This window comes from Fundicoccus sp. Sow4_H7 (assembly GCF_052115865.1).
Lineage (GTDB): Bacteria > Bacillota > Bacilli > Lactobacillales > Aerococcaceae > Fundicoccus_A.
Genome location: NZ_JBQKME010000007.1, coordinates 18,438 through 41,301, shown reverse-complemented (window position 1 = coordinate 41,301; position 22,864 = coordinate 18,438). Strand labels below are relative to the sequence as shown.

The window sequence follows — 22,864 nt, the reverse complement described above, 5'->3', positions numbered from 1 at the left end:
AGCAAAACTATGCTAAAAGACTATGTACTGAATGAAAAATCGAAAAACCGCCTAATAAATATCGCTGCTTTAACCAATATCCCTTCACCAACCGGCTATACGCAAAATATTATTGCCCAAATCCAAAATGAATTAGAAGCCTCGGGGGTAAAAGTTGAGCATACTCCAAAAGGTGGCTTACTTGTTTCACTAGAAGGAAAAGATACCAACAAACATCGTTTTGTGACTGCTCACGTCGATACCTTAGGAGCAATTGTCCGTGCGATAAAGCCTAATGGGCGCATCAAAATTGATTTAATTGGTGGCTTTACGTATAACTCAATCGAAGGTACTTATTGTACAATTCATTCTTCAATGTCTGACAAAATGTTCACCGGGACGATTTTAATGCATCAAACCAGTGTTCATGTGTATAAAGATGCTCGTACGGCAGAACGCAATCAAGATAATATGGAAATCCGTCTCGATGAGTTGGTTAATTCAGAAGCCGATGTCCGTGAGTTAGGGATTGAAGTAGGAGATTTTATTAGTTTTGAATCGCGTGTAGAGATTACCGATAATGGTTATATTAAATCACGACATTTGGACGATAAAGTCAGTGTGTCTTTATTATTAGAGATTATTCAGGCAGTTTCAAAAAATGAAATTAAACTAGCCCACAGCACTCATTTCTATATTTCAACCAATGAAGAAATTGGTTATGGTGGTAATTCAAATATTTCGGATGAAGTAGTTGAGTATCTAGCCGTTGATATGGGGGCATTGGGGGATGACCAGCAGTCAGATGAATATACAGTTTCCATTTGTGTGAAAGATGGCAGCGGACCTTATCATCTTGGTTTACGTAACCAATTAGTTAAATTGTCACAAGAAAATAATATCCCTTATAAACTTGATATTTATCCATATTACGGAAGTGATGCATCAGCGGCAATGAAAGCTGGGGCTGATGTCCGTCATGGCTTATTGGGAGCAGGCATTGATGCAAGTCATGCCTTTGAACGTACTCATGCTCAATCGGTTGATGCTACCTATAATCTTTTAGTGGCTTATCTAGAGTCGGCTATGATTGACTAATCATATTATTATCATTTAATTCTCTGATTAAGTATAATATGTACATGTATTTCAATAAGTGAAATACAATCAATTGTAAAAAGGAGAACTATTAATGAAGAAATTTCTGAAAGTTACTGTTGCTGGATTACTAGCGAGTCAGCTATCCTATTCAACAACTGCTTTTCTAGCTCAAGAAAGTTCGTCGGAAGACTCCAGTCAAGTTGAAGAGGTAAGCTCTGAAGAAACAGATGCGAACGAAGAAGAGGGTACAAGCTTTGATCCTTCTGAGATTATTGCGAATGTTGAGGCGTTGGTCACGGAAGAAGCGGGTACGCCAGCGACAACTCAAGCGAAAAAATATTATATTGACTTTCTAAATCAGTTCCAAGTTGGAGATATTTATTATGGTTATGATCTTGGACCGTCAATGGAAGAAATTGCTGTAAACTTTGATGGTGGGGTAGAACCTCAGGCCTATGAGTTATCAGAAACTGAAACGATTTTAGAGTATGTGTACAATGGTGAAGAAGATATTAGTCAAGCGATGTTAGAAGAAGAAAGTGAAGCGGCAAGTGATGAAGAGTCAACTGAAGAGTTAACCGATGGTGATACTGTTGTGACGGAAGAGCCCGAAGAAAAATTAGCTACTTTATATGTGTACTTCTATGAAGATGAGGCAATTTTAGTAGGACTTGTCAATAACTACCATGATATCGACTATGATACTTTTATGGCAGCCGAACGTGTCAATGAATTACTTGAAAGTAATGCAACCGTTGAAGAATTAGCTGCTGAGAATCCGGTCTTTACTGGTCATGCGATGATGTTCCATGATGAAAAACCTGTAGAAGTTTTTACGACCTTTAGTGGAACGAATTATGACGATACCTTAATCGAGTTTTTCTTCTTTGAAGATGGAAAAATCACTCAAGTTTATGATGAGCCTTTAGGTGCTGGTGGCGCTGGCTTTGACTACTTAATGTACTATAAGCTTTCTGCTTACGCGGATGGTATGACAAATGAAGAAGCTCGCATTCCTACTGCTGACGATGCTGAAGCAATTGAAGAAGTGACTGAACCTGCTGAAGAAGAACCAGCAGAGGAAGAAACAACCGAAGAATCAGCAGATGAAGAAACTGAAAGTTCTGAAGAGTCCGCAGCTGAAGAGTCAACCGATGAAAGTTCAGAAGAATCTGTTGAAGAATCAGAATCAACGACAGATGAATCTGACTCTACTGAAGAGTAATGGAATAGATTAAAAAAGTAGCTTGTAAAATCCCATCGTTAGGTAATTGCTCCTAACGATGGGGTTTTTGGTTTTCATTAGTGCTCATTGCTTACTCCAGGAGATATTTATTTAGATAATCAAGTTGATAGGGGCTGACTGATGTTTGCTGAACGCCTCCCTTTGCCTGTCTATGGTAAACGCGTTCCCATCCGGTGATTTTAGTTCCCTGCGTTTAGCAAACGCGTACCCCTCAAACGGATTTAGTTCCCTGCGTTTAGCAAACGCGTACCCCTCAAACGGATTTAGTTCCCTGCGTTCAGCAAACGCGTACCCCTCAAACGGATTTAGTTCCCTGCGTTTAGCAAACGCGTACCTCTCAAACGGATTTAGTTCCCTGCGTTCAGCAAACGCGTACCCCTCAAACGGATTTAGTTCCCTGCGTTTGCCAAACAGGTTCCCTTCCCACTGTTTTACTTCCCTGCGTTTCCCTGCTTCGCATTTATTTTTCAAAAACTTGGGTACTACTTCCTACTTTTCCTAAGGAGATATTTATTAAAATAATGGGGGTGAAAGTTTTAAAATAAAAACAGCTAAAAAGTCACCAGACTTCTTCCTCTTATGTTATAATGCAAAAGGATAGATTTATGATGTAAATCATAAAATGAACGCAAACAGAAAGAGGATAAGTGATGAAGCAGCCCAGAGAAGGTGAATTCATCACTATTAAAAGTTATAAACATGACGGTTCATTGCATCGGACTTGGCGCGATAATATGGTGCTAAAAACAAGTGATCAATCAATCATTGGATGTAATGATCATACTTTAGTAACTGAAGCAGATGGGAGAAGATGGGTTACAAGGGAAGTCGCTCTAATGTATTTTCATAAACACTTTTGGTTTAATATTGTGGCCATGATACGTAAAAGAGGCGTGACATATTATTGTAATTTAGCATCTCCTTATTTAATCGATAATGAAGCTTTAAAATATATCGATTATGATTTAGATATTAAAGTGTTTCCTGATGGAGAAAAACGTTTGTTGGATGTTGACGAATATGAAATACATACGAAAAAATACAATTATCCTGATGAAATAGACCCTATTTTAAAATATAATATTCAAGAACTTGTTCGTTGGATTGATGAGAAAAAAGGTCCATTCTCTCCGGAGTTTGTTAATATCTGGTACGAACGCTATATACAATTAACCCATCGAAAAAAACATCGACATAACTAACAATAGTAATGAATTCACTGTTTGACGTTAAACACAACTTGCTTGAGTTGTGTTTTTTTTTATTTGCATGTAAAGTAGAGTTACTAAAAAGAAAAATGGGAGATTAAAATGAAAAGATATAGTAAACTACCTGATCCCACGAATGAATTAAGACAAAAACAAATAAAAGATGCCTTACGATTGATGACACGCGATGCTGTTTTTGTTTCTCGGAATTATTACACCGGAAATCTTGGTGCGATCTATACACCTGAATACACTGAGTTTAAATTGTGGGCACCAACTGCTTCACAAGTTGAAATTATGATTTACGATGGCTATTACGGTAGTCTAAAGAAAACCATTCTCATGTCACGGTCAGCCGATAATCGGATTTTTGAAAAAAGAATTGATGGTGACCAGCATGGTTTGACTTACCGTTATCGCTTAACTTTTTTAGATTCTAGCGTTAAAATGACTGTTGATCCTTATGCAAAGGCTGTTACGGTTAATGGACACCGTTCGGTTGTTGTCGATTTAAAACGAACAAACCCTGAAGGTTGGGGCGAGAGAATGCCAGCTTTTGAAGACAAAAGTAAGGCTATTATTTATGAACTCCATGTTCGTGATTTTTCTGTTGATGATAATGGTGGCATAAGTCATCGAGGAAAATTTTTGGCTTTTACTGAAAAAGGAACCAAAAATAAAGTTGGATCACCAACGGGGATTGACTATTTGAAAAAATTAGGGGTAACTCATGTTGAGTTTTTACCAATCTTTGATTATGCCACGGTCGATGAAACGGTTGAAGAACCAGTGGAATACAATTGGGGTTATGATCCTTATAATTTCAATGCGCCAGAAGGATCTTATTCAACAAATCCTTACGATCCGTTTTTACGGATTACGGAATTAAAGCAAATGATAAAAGCGTTACATGATGCAGGAATTCGAGTCATTATGGATGTTGTTTATAACCATGTCTATGAAGTAGAACATCAAAGTTTCCATAAAACTGTTCCGGGATATTTTTATCGCTATGATGAGGCGGGCAGATTGTCTAATGGGACAGGTGTAGGGAATGATACGGCTTCAGAACGTTATATGATGCGTAAGTATATTTTAGATAGTGTTAAATATTGGGTAGAGGAATATCATATTGATGGGTTCCGTTTTGATTTAATGGGGATTCATGACATTACCACGATGAATGAAGTGCGTAAGACTTTAGATGCGATTGATCCATCCATCCTGTTATTTGGTGAAGGCTGGGATTTAGCTACAGCATTAGACAGTGATAAAAAAGCGTCACATAATAATGCCAGTTTTATGCCAAGAATTGGGCAATTTAATGATGGACTGCGTGAAGCTTTAAAAGGGAATGATTTTGATGCCAAAGCCCGTGGCTTTATTAATGGTGCTTGGTATATGGAACAAAAACTAGCTAAAAACTTTATGGCGGGTGTTGATTTTGGAAATTATGATGACCCTAAACAGTTGATACAGTATGTAGAAGCACATGATAATTACACACTTTATGACCGCTTAACAGCCGCCGACCCCAATCTAGATAAAGATACCTTGATTAAACGACATGAAATGGCAACGACTATTGTATTATTATCTCAAGGCATTTCCTTTATTCATGCAGGTCAAGAATTTTTACGGACTAAAAATGGGGTGAGAGATAGTTATAATAGTTTGGATGCTATCAATCAAATTGATTGGATGCGTCAAGAAACTTACCGGCATTCCGTTGAGTTGACGCGCAAATTGATAGCTTTACGTCAGTCTGAACCTTTATTGACTTTAAGTACCTACGATGAAATCAAAGAGACCATGACCTTGTTGCGGGCAGACTATCAGATTGTGGCTTTTGAATACAAAAAGGATAATCAACGCTTAATTGTCGTCTTTAATGCACAAAATAACCGAGTTAATTATCCACTAGATGAAGGCGAGTATATAGTTAAGTTAATTGACGGTACAGTTCATCTCGATGATCACACTGTTACCCCAATGATCAATACGATTGCGATTGAACCTTATACTTCCATTGTCTTAAAGCAATACCTTTCCTAAAACAAAAAATAAATATTAATTAATTGAAGCAATTAAGTAGGCGTTTGTAGCGTAGATTTAATTGCTTTTTATATATAAATAGTGATGTTTACTTGAGATAAAGGGATTATGGGCTATTGACAACTACAAGAAAATAGTGTAATTTATTTTAGTGCTTTTAGAGAAAAAAATGAGAGGACAAAATGGATAGCGCCAGGCCTTAAAAATTTTAAGGTGACGAGGATTGAGTTTATCGAAAGATTCGGCGGATGACTCAAGGTTGTGCAACCTAAAGAAGAGGGCTAAAACTTATATGCGAATATAAAACAGAACCTGATTCAGCACCTAGAAGCGACATTAAAACACGAAATGAGGAAATGGAATTATGTGTGGAATTGTCGGAATTATAGGAAAGAAAAATGTCCAAGAAGGATTAATAAATGGATTAGAGCGATTAGAATACCGAGGCTATGACTCAGCAGGGATTTTTTTGTTGAACAAGGAAGCGAGTGAATTTCAATTAGTCAAAGAAGCTGGCCGCATTAAAGGCTTAAAAGCAAAAGTTGATTTTGATTTTCCTGCAGACTTAGGGATTGGCCATACGCGCTGGGCAACACATGGACCAGCAACGATAGAAAATGCTCATCCACATTTATCGCCGAATGGCCGTTATGCCTTGGTACACAACGGTGTCATTGAAAATTACAAAGAACTGCGTGAAGAATATTTAAAAGAGACGCATTTTCGATCCAATACGGATACAGAAATTATTGTTGCTTTAATTGAATATTTCGCAGAGACAAACACATTAAGCACACAAGCAGCATTTCAAAAAGTCTTATTTTTAATTGAAGGATCTTATGCTTTTGGCTTGATTGACAAACAAAATTCGGACATTTTGTATGCAGCCAAAAATAAAAGTCCATTGTTGGTTGGAAAAGGGGACGGCTTTAATACGATTAGCTCTGATGCCATGGCAACAATTGATTTAACTCGTGAATACATTGAATTAAAAGACAAAGAAATCATTGTTTTACACAAAGACTCTGTAAAAATAACAGATTTAAACGGCACGCCCGTGCATCGTGATTCATTTATGGCTGATATCGATACGAATGACCTTAGCAGAGGAACCTACCCGCACTATATGATTAAAGAAATTGATGAGCAACCTACGGTTATCCGTCGCCTCATTCAAAAGTATCAAAATGAAGCAGGTACATTTTCAGTCGAAGTCGGTTTAAAGGAGACTCTCCAAAACAGTGATCGAATCTATATTATTGCATGTGGTACTTCCTACCATGCCGGCTGGATAGGTAAAAACCTCTTCGAAAAAAATATCTCTGTTGCAACCGAAGTGCATTTAGCCAGTGAGTTTGCTTATAACCCACCTTTGTTAAGTGAAAAACCTTTCTTTATTTTTCTTTCCCAAAGTGGCGAAACAGCAGACAGTCGGCAAGCTTTGGTAGTTGTCAATGAATTAGGCCATCCTTCTTTAACGATTAGCAATGTTAAAGGGTCAACCTTGTCACGTGAGTCCAGCTACACCATGCTCTTATATGCAGGACCTGAAATTGCAGTAGCCTCAACAAAGGCTTACACTGCACAAATTACTGTAATGGCAATCTTAGCGACTGCGTTGTCCCAAAACAACAAACTAAATCTTGCCCATGAATTGAGTTTAGTCGCAACCAACATGGAAACCATTTTAGCTGAAAAAGATTTAGTTAAATCATGGGTCGATGACAATTTGCTTGAAACGCCCAATGCTTTCTACATTGGACGCTTTCTAGATTACTATGTTGCCATGGAAGCAGCCTTAAAATTAAAAGAAATATCTTATATTCAAACAGAAGCCTTTGCTGCTGGTGAATTAAAACATGGAACAATCGCCCTGATAGAAGAAGAGACACCAGTTATTGCTATTATTAGCCAGGATAAAGTGGACAAACATACTCGTAGTAACTTAGAAGAAGTCAAAGCACGCGGTGCCAAAACATGTGTCATAAGTACACAAAATCTAGCCCAGCAATCGGATCAGTTTATCTTGCCAAAAACGCATGCACAATTAACTCCCTTAGTTGTAGCTGTTGTTATCCAGCTCATTGCCTACTACACCTCACTAGGCCGTGGATTAGACGTTGACAAACCCCGTAACTTAGCCAAATCTGTTACCGTTGAATAAATAAAATAAGAAGCTCTAAACTGACTTACCACATTGAGTCAACTTAGAGCTTCTTTCAATTTATTTTCGATCGGGGATTTTAAAAAATAAAAACAAACCGAAAATCAATCCACATAAAGCAATAAATATTCTAACTGCTTTAAGTGGAACGATAAACATTGAAATAAGCATAATGGTATAGGTCGATAGTAAAATCCGCCATTTTTTGTTTCTAGGAACGGCACGATCTTTTTCATAGTCACCGACATAATAGTCATATAATTTTGTTCCTCTAAGCCAAAGATTAAAGCGCTCAGAAGACTGAGTAAAAGCCCAAGCGGATAATAAAAGGAAAGGTGTGGTCGGTAAAACTGGAATGACAGCACCTATAGCCCCTAAGCCAAATGAAATAAATCCTATCGTTAATAAAATTATTTTTTTCATGACATCTCCTAAAAATATAAGTCTAAATAATAGTATTAGTATAACAGTTTTTAAATGTTTGGCGCAAAAAAATTAGAGCAGAAAATAACTTTAAAAAATAAAAACGTTTTTATTGACAATGAAATCGTTTTATATTATACTTCTTTCAAGAAGAAGCAGTTCGGCTATTTCGTTAGTTAAAATTCATAAATAAATGTTTACTTAGTAAAAAGTTGATTTACTAAGGTTTTCAATGTGGTTTTAATGTTAAGACAATATCATGTTGTGACAATATAACAAAGAAATTATTTTAAAACTAACCCAAAAGACGAGAGTTAAGCAGATTCATTTTATTTTTTTACAGAAAATAAAAACGTTTTTATTTTTTAGAAAAGGTGGTACAAACGTGGAGCAGAGTGAATTATTAGAATTATTAGAGCAAATGACATTAGAAGAAAAAGTAGGGCAACTTGTCCAACTCACACCAATGTTTTTCTCACAACAAGGTGAGGTAACAGGTCCTATGACCGAATTAGAAATGACAAAGGAAGAACTTTTTCAAATTGGTTCAGTTTTAGGGACGCATACTAAAGAAAATGTTATCCAAATCCAAGAAACATATTTAGCTAATAGTCGTCTTAAAGTTCCATTGTTGTTTATGGCGGATGTTATCCATGGTTATGAAACAATTTTCCCTATTCCTTTAGGCTTGGCAAGTTCTTTTAATCCTGAATTAGTAAAAGAAACAGCCCAATTATCTGCCTTGGAAGCGACACGTGCTGGAATCCATCTAACTTTTTCACCGATGGCTGACTTAGTTAGAGATTCAAGATGGGGTCGTGTATTAGAAAGTAATGGTGAAGATCCTTATCTAAGTAGTCAAATGACACGCGCTTATGTGGAAGGCTATCAAGGTGACTCTTTAAATGATAAAGATACATTAGCAGCTTGTGTTAAACACTTTGTCGGCTATGGTGAAGCAGAAGCTGGTCGTGACTATAACACAGTTGACATGTCAGACTTAAACCTTTACCAAAATCATTTACCTGCCTTTAGAGCTGCAATTGATGCCGGTGTAAAACTCGTTATGTCTTCGTTCAACGTTTGGCGTGGGATTCCCGCTACTGCCAATAAATATCTCTTAAAAGATGTTTTACGCGATGAAATGAATTTTGAAGGATTAGTAATTGCTGACTACGCTGCAGTGAATGAATTAATGAATCACCGTGTAGCTGCCGATAAAAGAGAAGCAACATACCGCGCCTTTGATGCAGGTGTAGAAATAGACATGGTCACCGATTTTTACCAACACGCTTTACCAGAATTAGTAGCATCTGGATTGGTTGAAATAGAAAAGCTTGATCATTCTGTTTTAAAAATGTTGGAACTAAAAAATGAACTTGGACTTTTTGAAGATCCTTACCGTGGCTTAAAAGATGAAAACTTAGACCGTGATATGACGCCAATACGCCAAAAAACACGAGAAGTTGCTGGCGAGAGTATGGTTTTATTAAAAAATGATGCGATTCTACCAATTGATGTCAATACTGAAAGAATTGGACTAGTAGGACCTAAAGCAGCGTCCAATGATTTATTAGGGGCATGGTCTTGGATTGGTGATCCCTCAAAAACAATTACAATCCATGAAGGATTACAAAACGCTGGTATTGAACCAAATTTAGTTGAGCGTGAGATTGACTATGTCCAACTTAAATATTGTGATAAAGTAATCGTTGCCTTAGGTGAAATATCCGATGAGGGTGGAGAAGGGGCAAGTAAAACGTCGATTGCCTTATCTAAAGCGCAAATTGAATTAGTTAAAGATGTTTATCATTGGAATCAAAATATTGTTGTAGTTTTAATCAACAGTCGTCCAATGGATTTATCAGCTATTATTCCATATACAAAAGCTATTTTAGTAAGCTGGTTCCCGGGTTCAGAAGCTGGTAATGCGATTGCGGATGTCCTATCAGGAAAAGTCAATCCTTCAGCCAAATTACCAATGACCTTCCCACAATCAACCGGTCAATTGCCAATGTCATACAATTACTTATCAACAGGTAGAGGGATTAATCCTTACAACCATGCTCAAAAATATGTCTCACGTTATTTAGATTCGGATAACGCACCGTTGTTCCCATTTGGTTTTGGATTAAACTACAGTCAAATTGAACTTGACCAAGTAGAAATCCAGCAAGTAGATTCAACAACCATCGAGATTTCATATCAATTGACCAACAACTCTGATGTTGCTGGAGCGGAAGTCTTACAAGTTTATATCCAAGATAAAGTGACTGAAGTCGCACGCCCAGAGCGCGAATTAAAATATTTCAAGAAAATAAATATCGCTGCTAATGAAACAATCCAAGGTAAATTGACCTTAGGTAAAGAAGAGTTTTCATACTGGCATGCGGACTTAAGTTTCAGTATGGATCCAGGTAAATTTGATATATTTGTTGGTTTTGACAGTTTAGCACCATTAGCAGGAACTTGGACATACACAGAATAATATAGAGATATTTATTGAAAGGAGTGGTTTTTATTGAGGAAAACAACGATTCATGACGTTGCTGAAAAAGCGGGTGTTTCGATAGCAACAGTGTCAAAAGCATTGAACAATAGCCCCGTTGTGACACCGAAAACGAAAAAACGTGTCATTGATGCAGCGCAGTCGTTAAATTATGTGCCTAACCGAATTAGTAAGCAATTAAAGTCAGGCCAAACTGATACGATCAGTTTTTATACCATAAGTATAGCCGCTCCTTATTTTGCGAATTTAGCGGATGTGATGGCTCGGGAAATAGGAAAAAGAGGATATAGTTTTAATATTTTCCTGTTTTCCGACCGCCAGCATCTCATTAATAATATTTTAGGTAATTCGATGGATGGTTTGATTGGTTTTGTCGATTTAATTGATCAAGAAATTATCCAGATGTTAAAGGATTATCGTGTTAAAACGGTATTTATCGACCGGGCAATTGAAGCAGAAACAATCGGAAGTGTGATATTTGATTCATATCAAAAAGGAAAGGAGATGACGCAGTTTTTAATTGCTTCTGGACATCGGAAAATAGCATTTGTTAAAAGTTTTGATGGTGTCTACGATAGTGATGAGCGTTTGCGAGGGCACTTGGATGCACTCACGGAAGCTGGCATTGAAATTGACCAAAGTTTAATTATTCAAGGAAATTTCATACAAAATATTTCCTATATTGAGACCAGGAATTTTCTTAAACGAAAGCAAAATGACTTACCTACAGCCATATTTGCCGGTAATGATTTAAGTGCTATTGGTGTGATTCAAGCAATACAAGAAAGTGGAAGAAGCGTTCCTGGAGATATTAGTGTTGTGGGATTCGACGATATGGAACATCTACAATATTTTAAACCAGGCTTAACCACGATTTATAATCCAGTTAATTTGCAAGGTGAGCTAGTAGTGGATCATCTAATCAAATTAATTGAAGGTAAGACACAAGGGCAAACCATTGAGTTGCCTGGAAAATTAATTGTAAGAGAGTCTTCAAGGAGTATCATTTAAACCCTAACGGAAAGGACAGACTGATGGCAGAACAAACAATTAAAAAACGGCGATCCAGCTGGGATAAAATAAAAAATCAAAGTATTTACCAATTAATGGTATGGCCTGGGATTATCTTAATGATAATTTTCAATTTTATTCCGATGTATGGTATTATTATCGCTTTTAAAGATTATTCAGTATTGAGATCGATCGGAGATGCACCATGGGTAGGCTTGGATTGGTTTAGAGAATTCTTAAGAGATCCGATGTTTTACAATGTTATGAAAAATACGCTCGGGATTAGTTTTTTGAAATTAATTATAGGATTTCCGGGAGCAATCTTATTAGCAGTTTTGATAAATGAAATCGTTTTTTTACGAATGAAAAAAGTGGTTCAAACTGTTTCTTACTTACCTCACTTCTTATCTTGGGTTATTTTAGGTGGGATGTTCATTACTTGGTTATCTGAAAATGGCTTAGTGAATAGCTTATTAATGGACTTAAATCTAATCGACCAACCGATTCGTTTTTTAACTGACCCAAATAAATATTGGGCCATTGCTGTTATTTCAGATATTTGGAAAGAAATTGGCTGGAACACGATTTTATATATCGCTGCTATGACAGGTATAAACCCAGCTTTATATGAAGCCGCAAAAATTGATGGTGCGACTAAATGGGATGAAATTATTCATATTACGATTCCTTCAATTAGACATATTATCGCCTTAACACTTATTTTATCAGTTGGTGGCTTGTTAGGATCTAATTTGGATCAAACACTCGTTCTACAAAACCCGGTTAACTTCCAAGCATCAGAAGTTATCAATTCCTATGTTTACCGAATGGGTATTCGTCTAGGTGACTTCTCTTATGCAACGGCGATTGGATTGTTTGTCTCAGTTATTTCATTGATTTTAATTGTCTTGGCGAATTATTTAACCAAGAAAATCAGTGATGAGTCTGTATTTTAGAGGGGGATTAATATGAAACGTAGATTCAAAGATAATAAAATATTCAACCTCTTAAATATAGTATTTATGATTTTCTTCGTAGCGATTATTGCCATTCCACTTTGGAATATTGTGGCATTGTCCTTTAATGATGCAACCGATGCGGTAAGAGGTGGTATTTATTTTTGGCCGAGAGAATTTTCATTAGAAAGTTATTATACGGTTTTTGAAGATCCAGCGATTTACCGTGCCTTTGTTATTTCGATTGCTAAAACGCTGATTGGAGTGATTGTGCATACGGCTGTTACAGCCATCGTCGCTTACGGTATGTCGAAGCGTGATTTAACAGGGCGTAGACTATATATTAATATGGGAATTATTGCCATGTACGTTAATGGTGGGATGATTCCAAACTTCCTATTATTTAAAGAAATTGGTCTATTAAATAATTTCTGGGTATATATTTTACCCGTAGCATTTTCATTTTACGATATGGTTATTATGATGAACTTCTTTAGAAGTATACCTGATTCACTTGAAGAATCAGCCATGATGGATGGAGCGAATCCCCTAGTGATTTTCTATAAGATTATTCTCCCTCTATCTCTGCCAGTTTTAGCTACAATCGCCTTATTCCACGGCGTCTATCAGTGGAATGATTACATGGTTGCTAATATCTATGTGGATAATCGTGAACTTTATCCACTGCAAATGTTGCTATTTCGCATTGTTTCCGAGAATCTGTCGCCAAACGTTGCCTTAGGTACGAATGTTGTCCGTAATACAACATCACAATCCTTGCAACTTGCCACTATGGTTGTTACTACTGTTCCCGTGGTTATTATCTATCCGTTCTTACAAAAGTATTTTGTTCAAGGTTTAACTTTAGGTTCAATCAAGGAATAATATTTATATAAAGGAGTTTAATAAAAAATGGCATTTAAAAAAGTGAAAATGTTATCGGCAGCATTATTAGCTGCGGCATCATTAGGTTTAGGCTCATTTGTACCTGCTGTATCAGCTCAAGATTATGATTTACCAGAGGCACGTTTTGAACCAGATCCAACGGTACCAAGTTGGCAAAGTGATACAGACTATCCAGCTGAATTGACATGGTATGTGAACTTTGATTGGTATGCACGTTCTGATTGGGGTATTGATGTTGTTAGCCGTAAAATTAAAGAAGATATGAATATTGATGTTACATTCATTCCAGGGAATGATGAAAATCTTAACACCATGTTAGCTGGTGGAGATTTGCCAGACCTGATGACTTTTGACAAAAACTTGCCAGTTGCTGCCGAAGCTTCTGCTTATGCAATCCCATTAAATATCTTAGCTGAAAAATATGATCCTTACTTCTTAGAAGAAGCAGCTAAATCAGAAACAATTAACTGGTATACCCTTGAAGATGGAAATATTTATGGTTATCCAAGTTTCTCTACAACTGTAGAAGACTATGAAGCAGGTAATGTTCAAGCAGACCAGGTATTTATTGTACGTCAAGATATTTACGAAGCAATCGGTAGTCCAGATATGACAACGCCAGAAGGATTCTTACAAGCTTTACGTGATGCAGTTGAATATATGCCAACATCTGATGATGGAACGCCATTAGTTGCATTCGCAAGTACAGCTTTAGATATGTCTGGTGGTGGTGACGGTGCTTTAGGTGGTATTTTACAAGACTTCCTTCGCATTCCAACAACTGTAGACGGACAATATTATGACCGTGATAGTGATGAAGAATATATCACCTGGTTAGAAACATTCCGCCAAGCTTATAGCGAAGGCTTAATGAGTCCTGACCAATTCTCTGACAATGACAATACAATGAAAGAAAAAATGACACAAGGTCGCTACTTTGCATACTTACATACAAACACTAAAGGTTTGAATGAATTTATGTCAACTAATAATGCACGTAATGCAGAACAAACATATATTGCGATTGACGGACCTAGAAATTCAAATGGTGACGATCCAGTCTTTAATGGTGGCGGTATCGGTGGTTGGACTCAAACATTCATTACAACAAGCACGGATGAACCACAAAAAGCGATGGAGTTATTAACTTATTTAACAAGTGAATATGGTACAATGGTTGCAACCTTTGGTATTGAAGGCGAAACATATGAATTAATTGATGGACAAGCAGTCTTTACTGAAGAGACAGAAGCATTACGTAACTCTGATATTGCTACTTTTGACCAAGAAGTAGGGGTAGGTAACTACTGGTTTACATTGAACGATAATTATGCGATGGAAATGGGACAAGTCCCAGCAACTTCAATTCGTCAAATGGTTGAGCATTATAATCCATATACAGCTCCACGTTTCGAATTAGAAGACTTAGATCCAAAAACAGGTTCTGAACAACGTAATCTAGTTCAATTAAATACCGCTAGAGTACAAGCATTAGCTGCATTCCTTCAAGCTGGTTCAGCTGAAGAAGGACGTGTTGTTTGGGATAACTATTTAGCAAGTCGTGACAACTACGGTTATTCACAACTTGTAGAATTCCGTAATAATAAAATTGCTGAAAACTTAGAACGTTTAGGTGACAGCTATTCTATCAGCGAATAAGTTGAATTAAATTTTAATAAAACAACGATTCTATTTTTTGAATCGTTGTTTTAGTTTATAGCTAAGGAGAGTTTACATGTTCAGTCAAGATTCAAAATTTTACCAATTTTGTGTAGGTTTATATCGTTTGATGCTACTTAATCTATTTACCATCATTGGTAGTCTACCGATTGTAACGATTGGTCCAGCAATAACCGCTTTGGTTAAAGTTATTTATTATAAAGATGTGCATGTATTTAAAGCTTATAAACATTATTATAAAGATGCGCTTTTTAATAGCATTCCGTTCTTATTCTTTAATATTATTTCCATCTTTTTTGTCCAAACGATTAGTCAGCTAAATATTGGTTCATCGATGGTTACTTATTATTTAATCTGGTTATTTATTTTATTTCTGTTTACTTATAATATTAATTGTTATGTTGCCTTTATCTTTTATCCTGACATCAATCTTTTAAAAGTCTTTCAATTAGCTTTTTATTTTAATGTTTGGACGTTATATAAAACTTTTTGGATTCCTGTTTTGATGTATCTCTTAATTATGTATACTTACCAATTTTTAGGTTTAGTTATTTTATTAGTATTGGTTAGTTTTCCCGTTTGGTTGCATATTACGATGATGCGGAAGAATATTGAGATGTTTATTGATGAGGAAGTTGAATCATTATAAATCACGGACATTTTTTGTTACATTGAAGGTAGAAAAATATAAAGGTGTGATAAAGATGGGAGATGTAAGAAAAGAAATTCATGCGTTGGAGATGGAGAGGTTTCGTAATTACGAAAAGTTAAGTCAATTACGTGCGCAAATTCCTGATGAAGTCGTAGACAATTAACTGTTTAAAATATTTGATAATCAGCCTGTCACATACTAGATTTATTTGGAGACCATAAGGCATTAATCGTCATTCATAATATGGGTAAACACTGTCAATATTGTACCGCTTGGGCAGATGGCTTAAATGGTGTAGCTCCTGTTGTTCAACGTCATGCTAGTATCGTCCTATCAACACCTGATGTTCCTGAAGTTCAAACTGAATTTAGAAAGCAACGTGGTTGGACCATGCCAATGGTTTCGGTTAGTGAAAATAGCTTTGCTGACGATATGGACTTTCTTAAAAATAATACCGACTACCAACCTGGTCTATCTGTCTTTGTTCGCGATGAACAAGATCAGATAATTCGTGTAAATAGTGCCGATTTTGGGCCTAGTGATAATTTTGGCATTTTATGGCATCTCTTTGATTTATTACCCACCAATCCCATTGATTCAGATAATTGGTAAATCGATTATTTCTTGCATGCTAAGAGGAATTGCGCTAAAATTATTCCGTTACGCACCTGTAGCTCAACGGGATAGAGCACCGGCCTCCTAAGCTGAAGATGATGGTTCGAGTCCGTCCTGGTGTATTAAAAAGTAAACATGGAAGCCGCTATAAGTGTTGTTTTACGACGCTTATAACGGCTTTTTGCTTGTAATAGACATTTCCACCGCTGTCGTTCGTCTATTTAGGTGGTAATTAGACAAATAGAGACTTGTCAACTGTCTATTTAGCTGGCAATTAGACGGATTAGCCCGCCACTTTCGTCTAATCAGCTGTCAATCAGACGAATTAGCCCGCCACTTTCGTCTAATCAGCTGTCAATCAGACGAATTAGCCCGCCACTTTCGTCTAATCAGCTGACAATCAGACGAATTAGCCCGCCACTTTCGTCTAATCAGCTGGCAATTAGACGGATTAGCCCGTCACTTTCGTCTAATCAGCTGGCAATGAGACGGATTAGCCCGTCACTTTCGTCTAATCAGTTGGCAATCAGACGGATTAGATTGTCACTTTCGTCTAACCAGTTGGCAATCAGACGAATTAGCCCGCCACTTTCGTCTAATCAGCTGTCAATCAGACGAATTAGCCCGCCACTTTCGTCTAATCAGCTGGCAATCAGACGAATTAGCCCGCCACTTTCGTCTAATCAAATGGCAATTAGACGGATTAGCACGTCACTTTCGTCTAATCAGCTGGCAATGAGACGGATTAGCAGGTCACTTTCGTCTAATCAGCTGGCAATCAGACAGTTTGCTCGTGATTAGCCCGCCACTTTCGTCTAATCAGCTGGCAATCGGACGGATTAGCAGGTCACTTTCGTCTAATCAGCTGGCAATCGGACGGATTAGCAGGTCACTTTCGTCTAATCAGCTGACAATCAGACGAATTAGCCCACCACTTTCGTCTATTTAGGTACTAAACTGACATTAAACACTCCGCCAACTATCTAATTAAGTGCTAATCAGACTATAAATGGCTATCCCATCATTAAAAACACTCACCGCTACAATCTTTGCTCCAAAAATTTAACATCTTCTTTAGGTGGTCTTCCAAACAAGCGTGCATACTCACGGCTAAATTGTGATGGGCTTTCATAGCCCACACGGTATGCTACATCAGCCGCATTGACTGCTTCCGTCAACAACAAACCACGGGCTTCATGCAGACGCATTTGTTTTTGAAATTGGATAGGGCTCATGGTGGTTACTTCTTTGAAATACCTATATAAGGTCGACACACTTAAATTAGCTTCATTAGCCAAACTTTCAATTTTAAGAGGCTGATCATAATTTTGCATAATATGCTGAATAACCTGAGTAATTTGCTCTGTAGCGCTTCCTTCTACGGCTAATTGTTTCAACCGATCGCCATTTTCCGCCTGCAATAACCGATAAATGATTTCTTTTTTTATTAAAGGACCTAATAAAAGGATATCTTCTGGTGTATCCAATAAACGAACATAACGATTAACAGCGTCAAGTAAAGGATTTTGAAGTGGACTTACAAACAAACCTCTATTCTTGACCGATTTTTGCTTTGTTACATCCGGCATTTCACGCAACAAATCGAAAATCTCTTGCGGCTGAATTTCAATAACCACACCTAAATAGGGTTGTTTAATGGAAGCTTTTGTTACTTGAACCACAGCAGGTAAGTCAACCGATGCCACCAAATAATTATCTGAGTTATAGCGATAGGTATCTGTACCCAACAGAACTTCTTTTTCGCCTTGGACAATCACACATAAGGACGTTTTGTAGACCCCATGCGTGGGAACTGTTATTTGAGACACACGCGTCAACGACAGAGAAGGAATGGCAGTCGAAAATGACCCATCAGTTCCAGTTCTATTCTCCACCAACACCGCGATTTGTTTTTGCAAAGTCATCTTTTAACCCCCTCTAATAAATATCCCCTCTATATTATAATGCACTATTTATTCAAGTAAATAAATTTGAGAAGATTAGGCAAGGAATTGAATGGAATGGGCTACCATACAAGTAAGCTTTTGCTTCATAATAGATAATGGTTAAACAATATAATGGAGGTAATCTAACGATGCAATATGTAACTTTAAACAATGGCGTTGAAATGCCAATTTTAGGTTTTGGGGTATTTCAAATACCTGATGGCGAAGAGACTTATCAGGCAGTACGTCAGGCAATTGATTCCGGTTATCGCTTAATTGATACGGCTGCGTCTTATCAAAATGAAGAGTCCGTTGGTCGTGCCATTAAAGATAGTGGTGTTGATAGAGCAGAGATATTTATTACGACGAAGCTTTGGGTTCAAGATACAGGTTATGATAAAACAAAAGCAGCCTTTGCAAAAGCGCTCAAACGTCTGCAATTGGATTATCTTGATTTGTATTTGATTCATCAGCCATACGGAGATGTGCATGGTTCGTGGCGGGCGATAGAGGATTTGTACCGCGAAGGGAAAGTTAGAGCCATAGGGGTCAGCAATTTCCAAGAGGACCGTTTAATGGATTTAATTGTTCATAATGAAGTCGTGCCAGCGGTCAACCAAGTTGAGACACATCCGTTCCATCAGCAAGTGGCTAATGCAGCTTTTATGCAAGAGCAGGGTGTGCAAATTGAATCGTGGGGTCCATTTGCAGAAGGAAAAAATAACTTATTCCAAAATGAAACTTTGGCAGCGATTGGTCAGCAATATAACAAAACAGTTGCTCAAGTTGTTTTACGTTGGTTAATTCAACGAGGCATAGTTGTTATTCCAAAATCTGTTCGCAAGGAAAGAATGGAAGAAAACTTTAATGTTTTTGACTTTGAACTTAGTGAAAATGATCTAGCAGAAATTGCCAAATTAGATGAAAAAGAAAGTCTTTTCTTCTCTCATCGTGACCCTGAAATGGTAAAAACATTGGGAACAAGAAAACTAGATATTTAATTTGATACGAAGCCACCTTTATCCAACTTTTTGTTGGGTAAGGGTGGTTTTTTGCCTATATATTTAAAAGTTGCCACCCATGACATTTATCATATAAAGTCATGTTAGTTGTGTCTGTTTGAACGCTCTCAATAGATATAGAATATAGCTAAAGGAGTGATAAAAATGAGTCAAGCGATGATAAAAGTTCAAAATATTGAAAAGTCCTTTAAAAAGAAAGCAGTCCTTAAAGGGGTAGATTTTGAAGTCAATGAAGGAGAAATTATTGCTCTTTTAGGTGAGAATGGGGCAGGGAAATCTACTTTAATCAACATTATTAACGACATCATCACACCAAGTAATGGGAAAGTTGAGTTATTTAATAATCAATATAACAAGCGTGACGAGAAAAACCGGACAGGTATAATGTTGCAAAATAATATTATTATTGCTCGTTTAAGCGTCAAGGAAGTCATTGAGTTAAGTCGGAGCTATTATAAAAACCCTCTCAGCTATAAAGAAATAATGGAAATTGCCCAACTATCAGAACAAGAAAACTTACGGATGTCTAAGCTTTCAGGTGGGCAACAAAGACGGCTAAGTTTTGCGTTAGCTTTAGTTGGCAATCCCGATATTATCTTTTTAGATGAACCGACGGCCAATATGGATAGTCGGGCGAGATATCGCTTGTGGCAAACAATTGCGAACTTGAAGGATAGTGGCAAAACCATCATCATCACTAGCCATCAGCTAGCCGATTTAGAAGATATTGCGACACGAATTTTGATTCTTCAAGACGGTCTGATTGCATTCGATGGCAGTATGAATGATTTAAGAAAAATTCAAGGTGAAGGGACACTAGAATTTAGAAGTTCATTACCGATTGATCATTTCCAAAGCATTCAACCTGTAGTGCAGCTGTATCAACAAGCTAACTACTACACCATTATCACCCAAGAAGTGAATCAAGTGGTGAAGCAGCTCGTGCCTCTTTTAGATGATATTCAAGACCTACAAATTCAACAAACACCGTTAGAAATTTTATTCAGACATTTCAGTCGAAAGGATGATCATTATGAACCCCTTTAAAGTTCAACTTCAAATAAATATCAAGCGACTCTTACTGCGGAATAAACGGTCAGTGATATTTACTTTGATTTTTCCGATATTTTTCTATGTTTTATATTCAAGTGTTTTTACGACGCCGATGCCGGCGGAGCTGTTAGTGGTATGGCAGAAGGATTATCTGATTTCGATGTTGGTTTACGGTGTGTTAATGACGTCGATTCTTACGGTGGCTAATGCTTTATTGGTCGATCATATGAATCATTTTGATTTGTTTGTTGAGCTGAGTCCGACTCCAAAGTGGCAATATACGGTCAGTGTTATCTTGGTGTATATTCCATTCATTTTGATTCTGATGTTGTTATTGGGAATCACGGCTTTGATGGTTAATCAAGTTAGTTTAACACCAGCCCAATGGCTGGGGACGCTATTGATCAATTTGATTGGGATGTTGCCTTTTGGCTTAATTGGGGTTTTAGTATCCTATGGTGGTTCACCTACGGCAGTGAATATCATTGGGAATATTATCACTTTTCCCTTAGCTATTTTAGGGGGCTTGTGGTGGCCGCTTGAATTTATGCCTGGCATTTTACAAACTTTTGGACGAGGTTTGTTATCGTATCATATTGCGCAAATGAATCGACAATGGATTCATGAACAAGTTATTGCTTGGGATATGTTATTAGGTGTACTAATTTGGACTATAGTACTTGCTGCCATCGTCTTTGTGTTACAATTAGTCTTGAAAAAAGAAGCACAGTTAATATAGTGTGAGTAGGAATTGAGGTGACACATGCTGAATCTATATAGACGGTTTAAAAATAGTGAGTTTGGTCAAAATGTAGGGCTTATCCCGTTTGTTTTTCTAATTTACTTAATTCCTCTGTTAATGGCGATGTATCCTTTTGCAAAACCTTTAGATTGGTTGATGTTGGTTTTATTGGCGTTATTTATTCGGTGGTATTTATTAGGGTTTTATGAAGAAAGACAAACGAAAGTAACGTTTTATAGTCTATTGGCGATAGGGTGTGCCTTTACGATATACAATGGCTATGCTAGTTTGTTCATTTATCCGGCTTGGTTGTTTAGTTTTTGGACGATAAGTAAAAAGACTTTTCTGCAATATTTGACGATCTATTATGTGCTGGTTACGGTCAGTTCCGCTATTTCACTTATAACGAATTTAAATGAAATCGCTGATATTTGGCTTACGATTGTTATAGGTCTGGCTTTTGTGTACTTTTCACCGATTATGGCGCGGACGATTTATAATGAGCAGATGCGTGTCGAACAATTGGATGCAGATAATAAGCGGTTAATGACGATTATTAAGCAAGGTGAGCGTGATCGGATTGCACAGGATTTGCACGATACGATGGGTCAGTCTTATTCAACGATGGCCGTAAAAGCTGAACTTGCAGCGAAGTTGGTTGATAAGCAACCCGAAGCTGCAATGCAAGAGCTTAAGGATATTGCCGAAATGTCCCGTGCAAATTTGAATCTAGTTCGTGAAATTATAGCTAATTTAAATGAACGGACGATTGCGACGGCTTTAATTGAAGCCTCGCATGTGTTGAAGGCGAAGGACATTGCGATTGTCATTAATGGTGAAGCAGAATCAGTCAATTGGCCGATTGAGATACAATATATTATTGCGGCTGTTATTAAAGAGGGGACCACAAATATTATCCGTCACAGTCAAGCAAGTAAAGCGACCTATCGTTTCGAGAAGTTTTCTAGTTACTATCAATTTATGCTACAAGATAATGGTGTCGGTTTGAAAAATCAAAGGCATCAAGGTTTTGGTATACATGGGATTGAAAATCGTGTGCGTTCCGCCAGTGGTGAATTTATTTTATCCAGGCACCATGGAACTACGATTACGATTCAGTTGCCAATTACTAGAAATGATTAAAACGAAGAATACATATTTATGTAAGTAGGTAGTATAAGGCAGTGACAGCTTTTAGTTATATCTGTTAGATTAGCCATGGGGAGAGCACCTTGGGTGAGTGGGAAGTTACGGGACGGCTTTTCGTTTCCTGCTCACCTAATTAGACATATTGCAGGCGTTAGTATGTCTGATTATGATAGAAATAGACATATTAGGAGTGTTAGTATGTCTGATTAAGATTTATTCGTAAGTGGAAATTGAGGGGATGTCCTGTCACTTTCGCTTTACCCCTCAGTGCCCGAATGGAGCTAATCGGTCATGTGGAAAAATCTCGGTGCCCGAATAGGGCTAATCGGTCATGTGGAAAAATCACAGTGTCCGAATAGAGCTAATCGGTCACGGGGAAAAGCCTCGGTGCCCGAATAGAGTCAATCGGGCAAGGGTGTAGATGTTAACTTAAAACTGAGCCACTAT

The 22,864-nt window shown here is 37.3% G+C and carries 20 protein-coding genes; 17 read left to right on the top strand and 3 right to left on the bottom strand.

The window, feature by feature from the left end; all coding sequences use genetic code 11:
• The first annotated feature begins 9 nt into the window (after positions 1 to 9).
• Positions 10 to 1,077, top strand: a complete 1,068-nt coding sequence (locus tag ACTQ54_RS07950) for a M42 family metallopeptidase (protein WP_441755750.1) — start codon at positions 10 to 12, stop codon at positions 1,075 to 1,077.
• 94 nt (positions 1,078 to 1,171) lie between these two features.
• Complete coding sequence (locus tag ACTQ54_RS07945; protein WP_441755749.1) at positions 1,172 to 2,305, top strand: hypothetical protein; 1,134 nt, start codon at positions 1,172 to 1,174, stop codon at positions 2,303 to 2,305.
• Positions 2,306 to 2,416: 111 nt separating this feature from the next.
• Here ACTQ54_RS07945 and ACTQ54_RS07940 read toward each other — a convergent pair whose 3' ends face one another.
• Positions 2,417 to 2,797, bottom strand: a complete 381-nt coding sequence (locus tag ACTQ54_RS07940) for a hypothetical protein (RefSeq protein WP_441755747.1) — start codon at positions 2,795 to 2,797, stop codon at positions 2,417 to 2,419.
• 179 nt (positions 2,798 to 2,976) lie between these two features.
• Here ACTQ54_RS07940 and ntdP point away from each other — a divergent pair, with 179 nt between their 5' ends.
• From ntdP to glmS, 3 genes are all read left to right on the top strand, one after another.
• Positions 2,977 to 3,528 (top strand): nucleoside tri-diphosphate phosphatase, encoded by a 552-nt coding sequence (gene ntdP / locus ACTQ54_RS07935; RefSeq protein WP_441755745.1) that lies wholly within the window; start codon positions 2,977 to 2,979, stop codon positions 3,526 to 3,528.
• Positions 3,529 to 3,636: 108 nt separating this feature from the next.
• Complete coding sequence (gene pulA / locus ACTQ54_RS07930; protein WP_441755743.1) at positions 3,637 to 5,589, top strand: type I pullulanase; 1,953 nt, start codon at positions 3,637 to 3,639, stop codon at positions 5,587 to 5,589.
• Between the two features lie 364 nt (positions 5,590 to 5,953).
• Positions 5,954 to 7,753, top strand: a complete 1,800-nt coding sequence (glmS, locus tag ACTQ54_RS07925) for a glutamine--fructose-6-phosphate transaminase (isomerizing) (protein WP_441755741.1) — start codon at positions 5,954 to 5,956, stop codon at positions 7,751 to 7,753.
• 60 nt (positions 7,754 to 7,813) lie between these two features.
• On the opposite strand, the gene ACTQ54_RS07920 is transcribed toward glmS, so the two are convergent.
• Complete coding sequence (locus ACTQ54_RS07920) at positions 7,814 to 8,176, bottom strand: YbaN family protein (protein WP_441755739.1); 363 nt, start codon at positions 8,174 to 8,176, stop codon at positions 7,814 to 7,816.
• A 385-nt stretch (positions 8,177 to 8,561) separates the two neighbouring features.
• Between ACTQ54_RS07920 and ACTQ54_RS07915 the strand changes: the two genes are divergently transcribed.
• From ACTQ54_RS07915 to ACTQ54_RS07880, 8 genes are all read left to right on the top strand, one after another.
• Positions 8,562 to 10,664: a glycoside hydrolase family 3 N-terminal domain-containing protein gene (locus ACTQ54_RS07915; protein ID WP_441755737.1), complete on the top strand. Its 2,103-nt coding sequence runs from the start codon at positions 8,562 to 8,564 to the stop codon at positions 10,662 to 10,664.
• A gap of 33 nt (positions 10,665 to 10,697) precedes the next feature.
• On the top strand, positions 10,698 to 11,696 hold the full coding sequence (locus ACTQ54_RS07910) for a LacI family DNA-binding transcriptional regulator (RefSeq protein ID WP_441755736.1): 999 nt from the start codon (positions 10,698 to 10,700) through the stop codon (positions 11,694 to 11,696).
• A 23-nt stretch (positions 11,697 to 11,719) separates the two neighbouring features.
• A complete protein-coding gene (locus ACTQ54_RS07905) occupies positions 11,720 to 12,652 on the top strand; it encodes an ABC transporter permease (RefSeq protein ID WP_441755734.1) in 933 nt (310 codons plus the stop codon).
• Between the two features lie 12 nt (positions 12,653 to 12,664).
• Positions 12,665 to 13,537, top strand: a complete 873-nt coding sequence (locus ACTQ54_RS07900; protein ID WP_441755732.1) for a carbohydrate ABC transporter permease — start codon at positions 12,665 to 12,667, stop codon at positions 13,535 to 13,537.
• A gap of 27 nt (positions 13,538 to 13,564) precedes the next feature.
• On the top strand, positions 13,565 to 15,217 hold the full coding sequence (locus tag ACTQ54_RS07895; protein ID WP_441755730.1) for an ABC transporter: 1,653 nt from the start codon (positions 13,565 to 13,567) through the stop codon (positions 15,215 to 15,217).
• Positions 15,218 to 15,293: 76 nt separating this feature from the next.
• Positions 15,294 to 15,887 carry a DUF624 domain-containing protein gene (locus ACTQ54_RS07890; protein ID WP_441755728.1) on the top strand — a complete coding sequence of 198 codons (594 nt, stop codon included), beginning with the start codon at positions 15,294 to 15,296 and terminating at the stop codon, positions 15,885 to 15,887.
• 198 nt (positions 15,888 to 16,085) lie between these two features.
• Complete coding sequence (locus ACTQ54_RS07885) at positions 16,086 to 16,502, top strand: DUF899 family protein (RefSeq protein WP_441755915.1); 417 nt, start codon at positions 16,086 to 16,088, stop codon at positions 16,500 to 16,502.
• Positions 16,503 to 16,988: 486 nt separating this feature from the next.
• Positions 16,989 to 17,306, top strand: a complete 318-nt coding sequence (locus tag ACTQ54_RS07880; RefSeq protein WP_441755727.1) for a hypothetical protein — start codon at positions 16,989 to 16,991, stop codon at positions 17,304 to 17,306.
• Between the two features lie 239 nt (positions 17,307 to 17,545).
• Here the strand turns inward: ACTQ54_RS07880 and ACTQ54_RS07875 are convergent, their stop codons facing one another.
• Entirely contained in the window at positions 17,546 to 18,430 is an 885-nt protein-coding gene (locus tag ACTQ54_RS07875) for an AraC family transcriptional regulator N-terminal domain-containing protein (RefSeq protein ID WP_441755725.1), read from the bottom strand.
• A 170-nt stretch (positions 18,431 to 18,600) separates the two neighbouring features.
• Between ACTQ54_RS07875 and ACTQ54_RS07870 the strand changes: the two genes are divergently transcribed.
• The 4 genes from ACTQ54_RS07870 (at position 18,601) to ACTQ54_RS07855 (ending at position 22,411) form a co-directional block, all read left to right on the top strand.
• Entirely contained in the window at positions 18,601 to 19,452 is an 852-nt protein-coding gene (locus tag ACTQ54_RS07870; RefSeq protein WP_441755723.1) for an aldo/keto reductase, read from the top strand.
• A gap of 165 nt (positions 19,453 to 19,617) precedes the next feature.
• On the top strand, positions 19,618 to 20,520 hold the full coding sequence (locus tag ACTQ54_RS07865) for an ABC transporter ATP-binding protein (protein ID WP_441755721.1): 903 nt from the start codon (positions 19,618 to 19,620) through the stop codon (positions 20,518 to 20,520).
• Positions 20,507 to 21,265, top strand: a complete 759-nt coding sequence (locus tag ACTQ54_RS07860; RefSeq protein WP_441755719.1) for an ABC transporter permease — start codon at positions 20,507 to 20,509, stop codon at positions 21,263 to 21,265. The genes ACTQ54_RS07865 and ACTQ54_RS07860 overlap by 14 nt, the downstream gene beginning before the upstream one ends.
• Positions 21,266 to 21,289: 24 nt before the next feature.
• On the top strand, positions 21,290 to 22,411 hold the full coding sequence (locus tag ACTQ54_RS07855; RefSeq protein ID WP_441755717.1) for a sensor histidine kinase: 1,122 nt from the start codon (positions 21,290 to 21,292) through the stop codon (positions 22,409 to 22,411).
• Positions 22,412 to 22,864 lie beyond the last annotated feature (453 nt).

What these genes read in the sequence shown, in the direction of transcription:
- ACTQ54_RS07950 (WP_441755750.1), top strand. Translation starts at nt 10, where the DNA reads ATGCTAAAAGACTATGTACTGAATGAAAAATCGAAAAACCGCCTAATA.
- ACTQ54_RS07945 (WP_441755749.1), top strand. Translation starts at nt 1,172, where the DNA reads ATGAAGAAATTTCTGAAAGTTACTGTTGCTGGATTACTAGCGAGTCAG.
- ntdP (WP_441755745.1), top strand. Translation starts at nt 2,977, where the DNA reads ATGAAGCAGCCCAGAGAAGGTGAATTCATCACTATTAAAAGTTATAAA.
- pulA (WP_441755743.1), top strand. Translation starts at nt 3,637, where the DNA reads ATGAAAAGATATAGTAAACTACCTGATCCCACGAATGAATTAAGACAA.
- glmS (WP_441755741.1), top strand. Translation starts at nt 5,954, where the DNA reads ATGTGTGGAATTGTCGGAATTATAGGAAAGAAAAATGTCCAAGAAGGA.
- ACTQ54_RS07920 (WP_441755739.1), bottom strand. Translation starts at nt 8,176, where the DNA reads ATGAAAAAAATAATTTTATTAACGATAGGATTTATTTCATTTGGCTTA.
- ACTQ54_RS07905 (WP_441755734.1), top strand. Translation starts at nt 11,720, where the DNA reads ATGGCAGAACAAACAATTAAAAAACGGCGATCCAGCTGGGATAAAATA.
- ACTQ54_RS07900 (WP_441755732.1), top strand. Translation starts at nt 12,665, where the DNA reads ATGAAACGTAGATTCAAAGATAATAAAATATTCAACCTCTTAAATATA.
- ACTQ54_RS07895 (WP_441755730.1), top strand. Translation starts at nt 13,565, where the DNA reads ATGGCATTTAAAAAAGTGAAAATGTTATCGGCAGCATTATTAGCTGCG.
- ACTQ54_RS07890 (WP_441755728.1), top strand. Translation starts at nt 15,294, where the DNA reads ATGTTCAGTCAAGATTCAAAATTTTACCAATTTTGTGTAGGTTTATAT.
- ACTQ54_RS07880 (WP_441755727.1), top strand. Translation starts at nt 16,989, where the DNA reads ATGAGACGGATTAGCCCGTCACTTTCGTCTAATCAGTTGGCAATCAGA.
- ACTQ54_RS07875 (WP_441755725.1), bottom strand. Translation starts at nt 18,430, where the DNA reads ATGACTTTGCAAAAACAAATCGCGGTGTTGGTGGAGAATAGAACTGGA.
- ACTQ54_RS07870 (WP_441755723.1), top strand. Translation starts at nt 18,601, where the DNA reads ATGCAATATGTAACTTTAAACAATGGCGTTGAAATGCCAATTTTAGGT.
- ACTQ54_RS07865 (WP_441755721.1), top strand. Translation starts at nt 19,618, where the DNA reads ATGAGTCAAGCGATGATAAAAGTTCAAAATATTGAAAAGTCCTTTAAA.
- ACTQ54_RS07860 (WP_441755719.1), top strand. Translation starts at nt 20,507, where the DNA reads ATGAACCCCTTTAAAGTTCAACTTCAAATAAATATCAAGCGACTCTTA.
- ACTQ54_RS07855 (WP_441755717.1), top strand. Translation starts at nt 21,290, where the DNA reads ATGCTGAATCTATATAGACGGTTTAAAAATAGTGAGTTTGGTCAAAAT.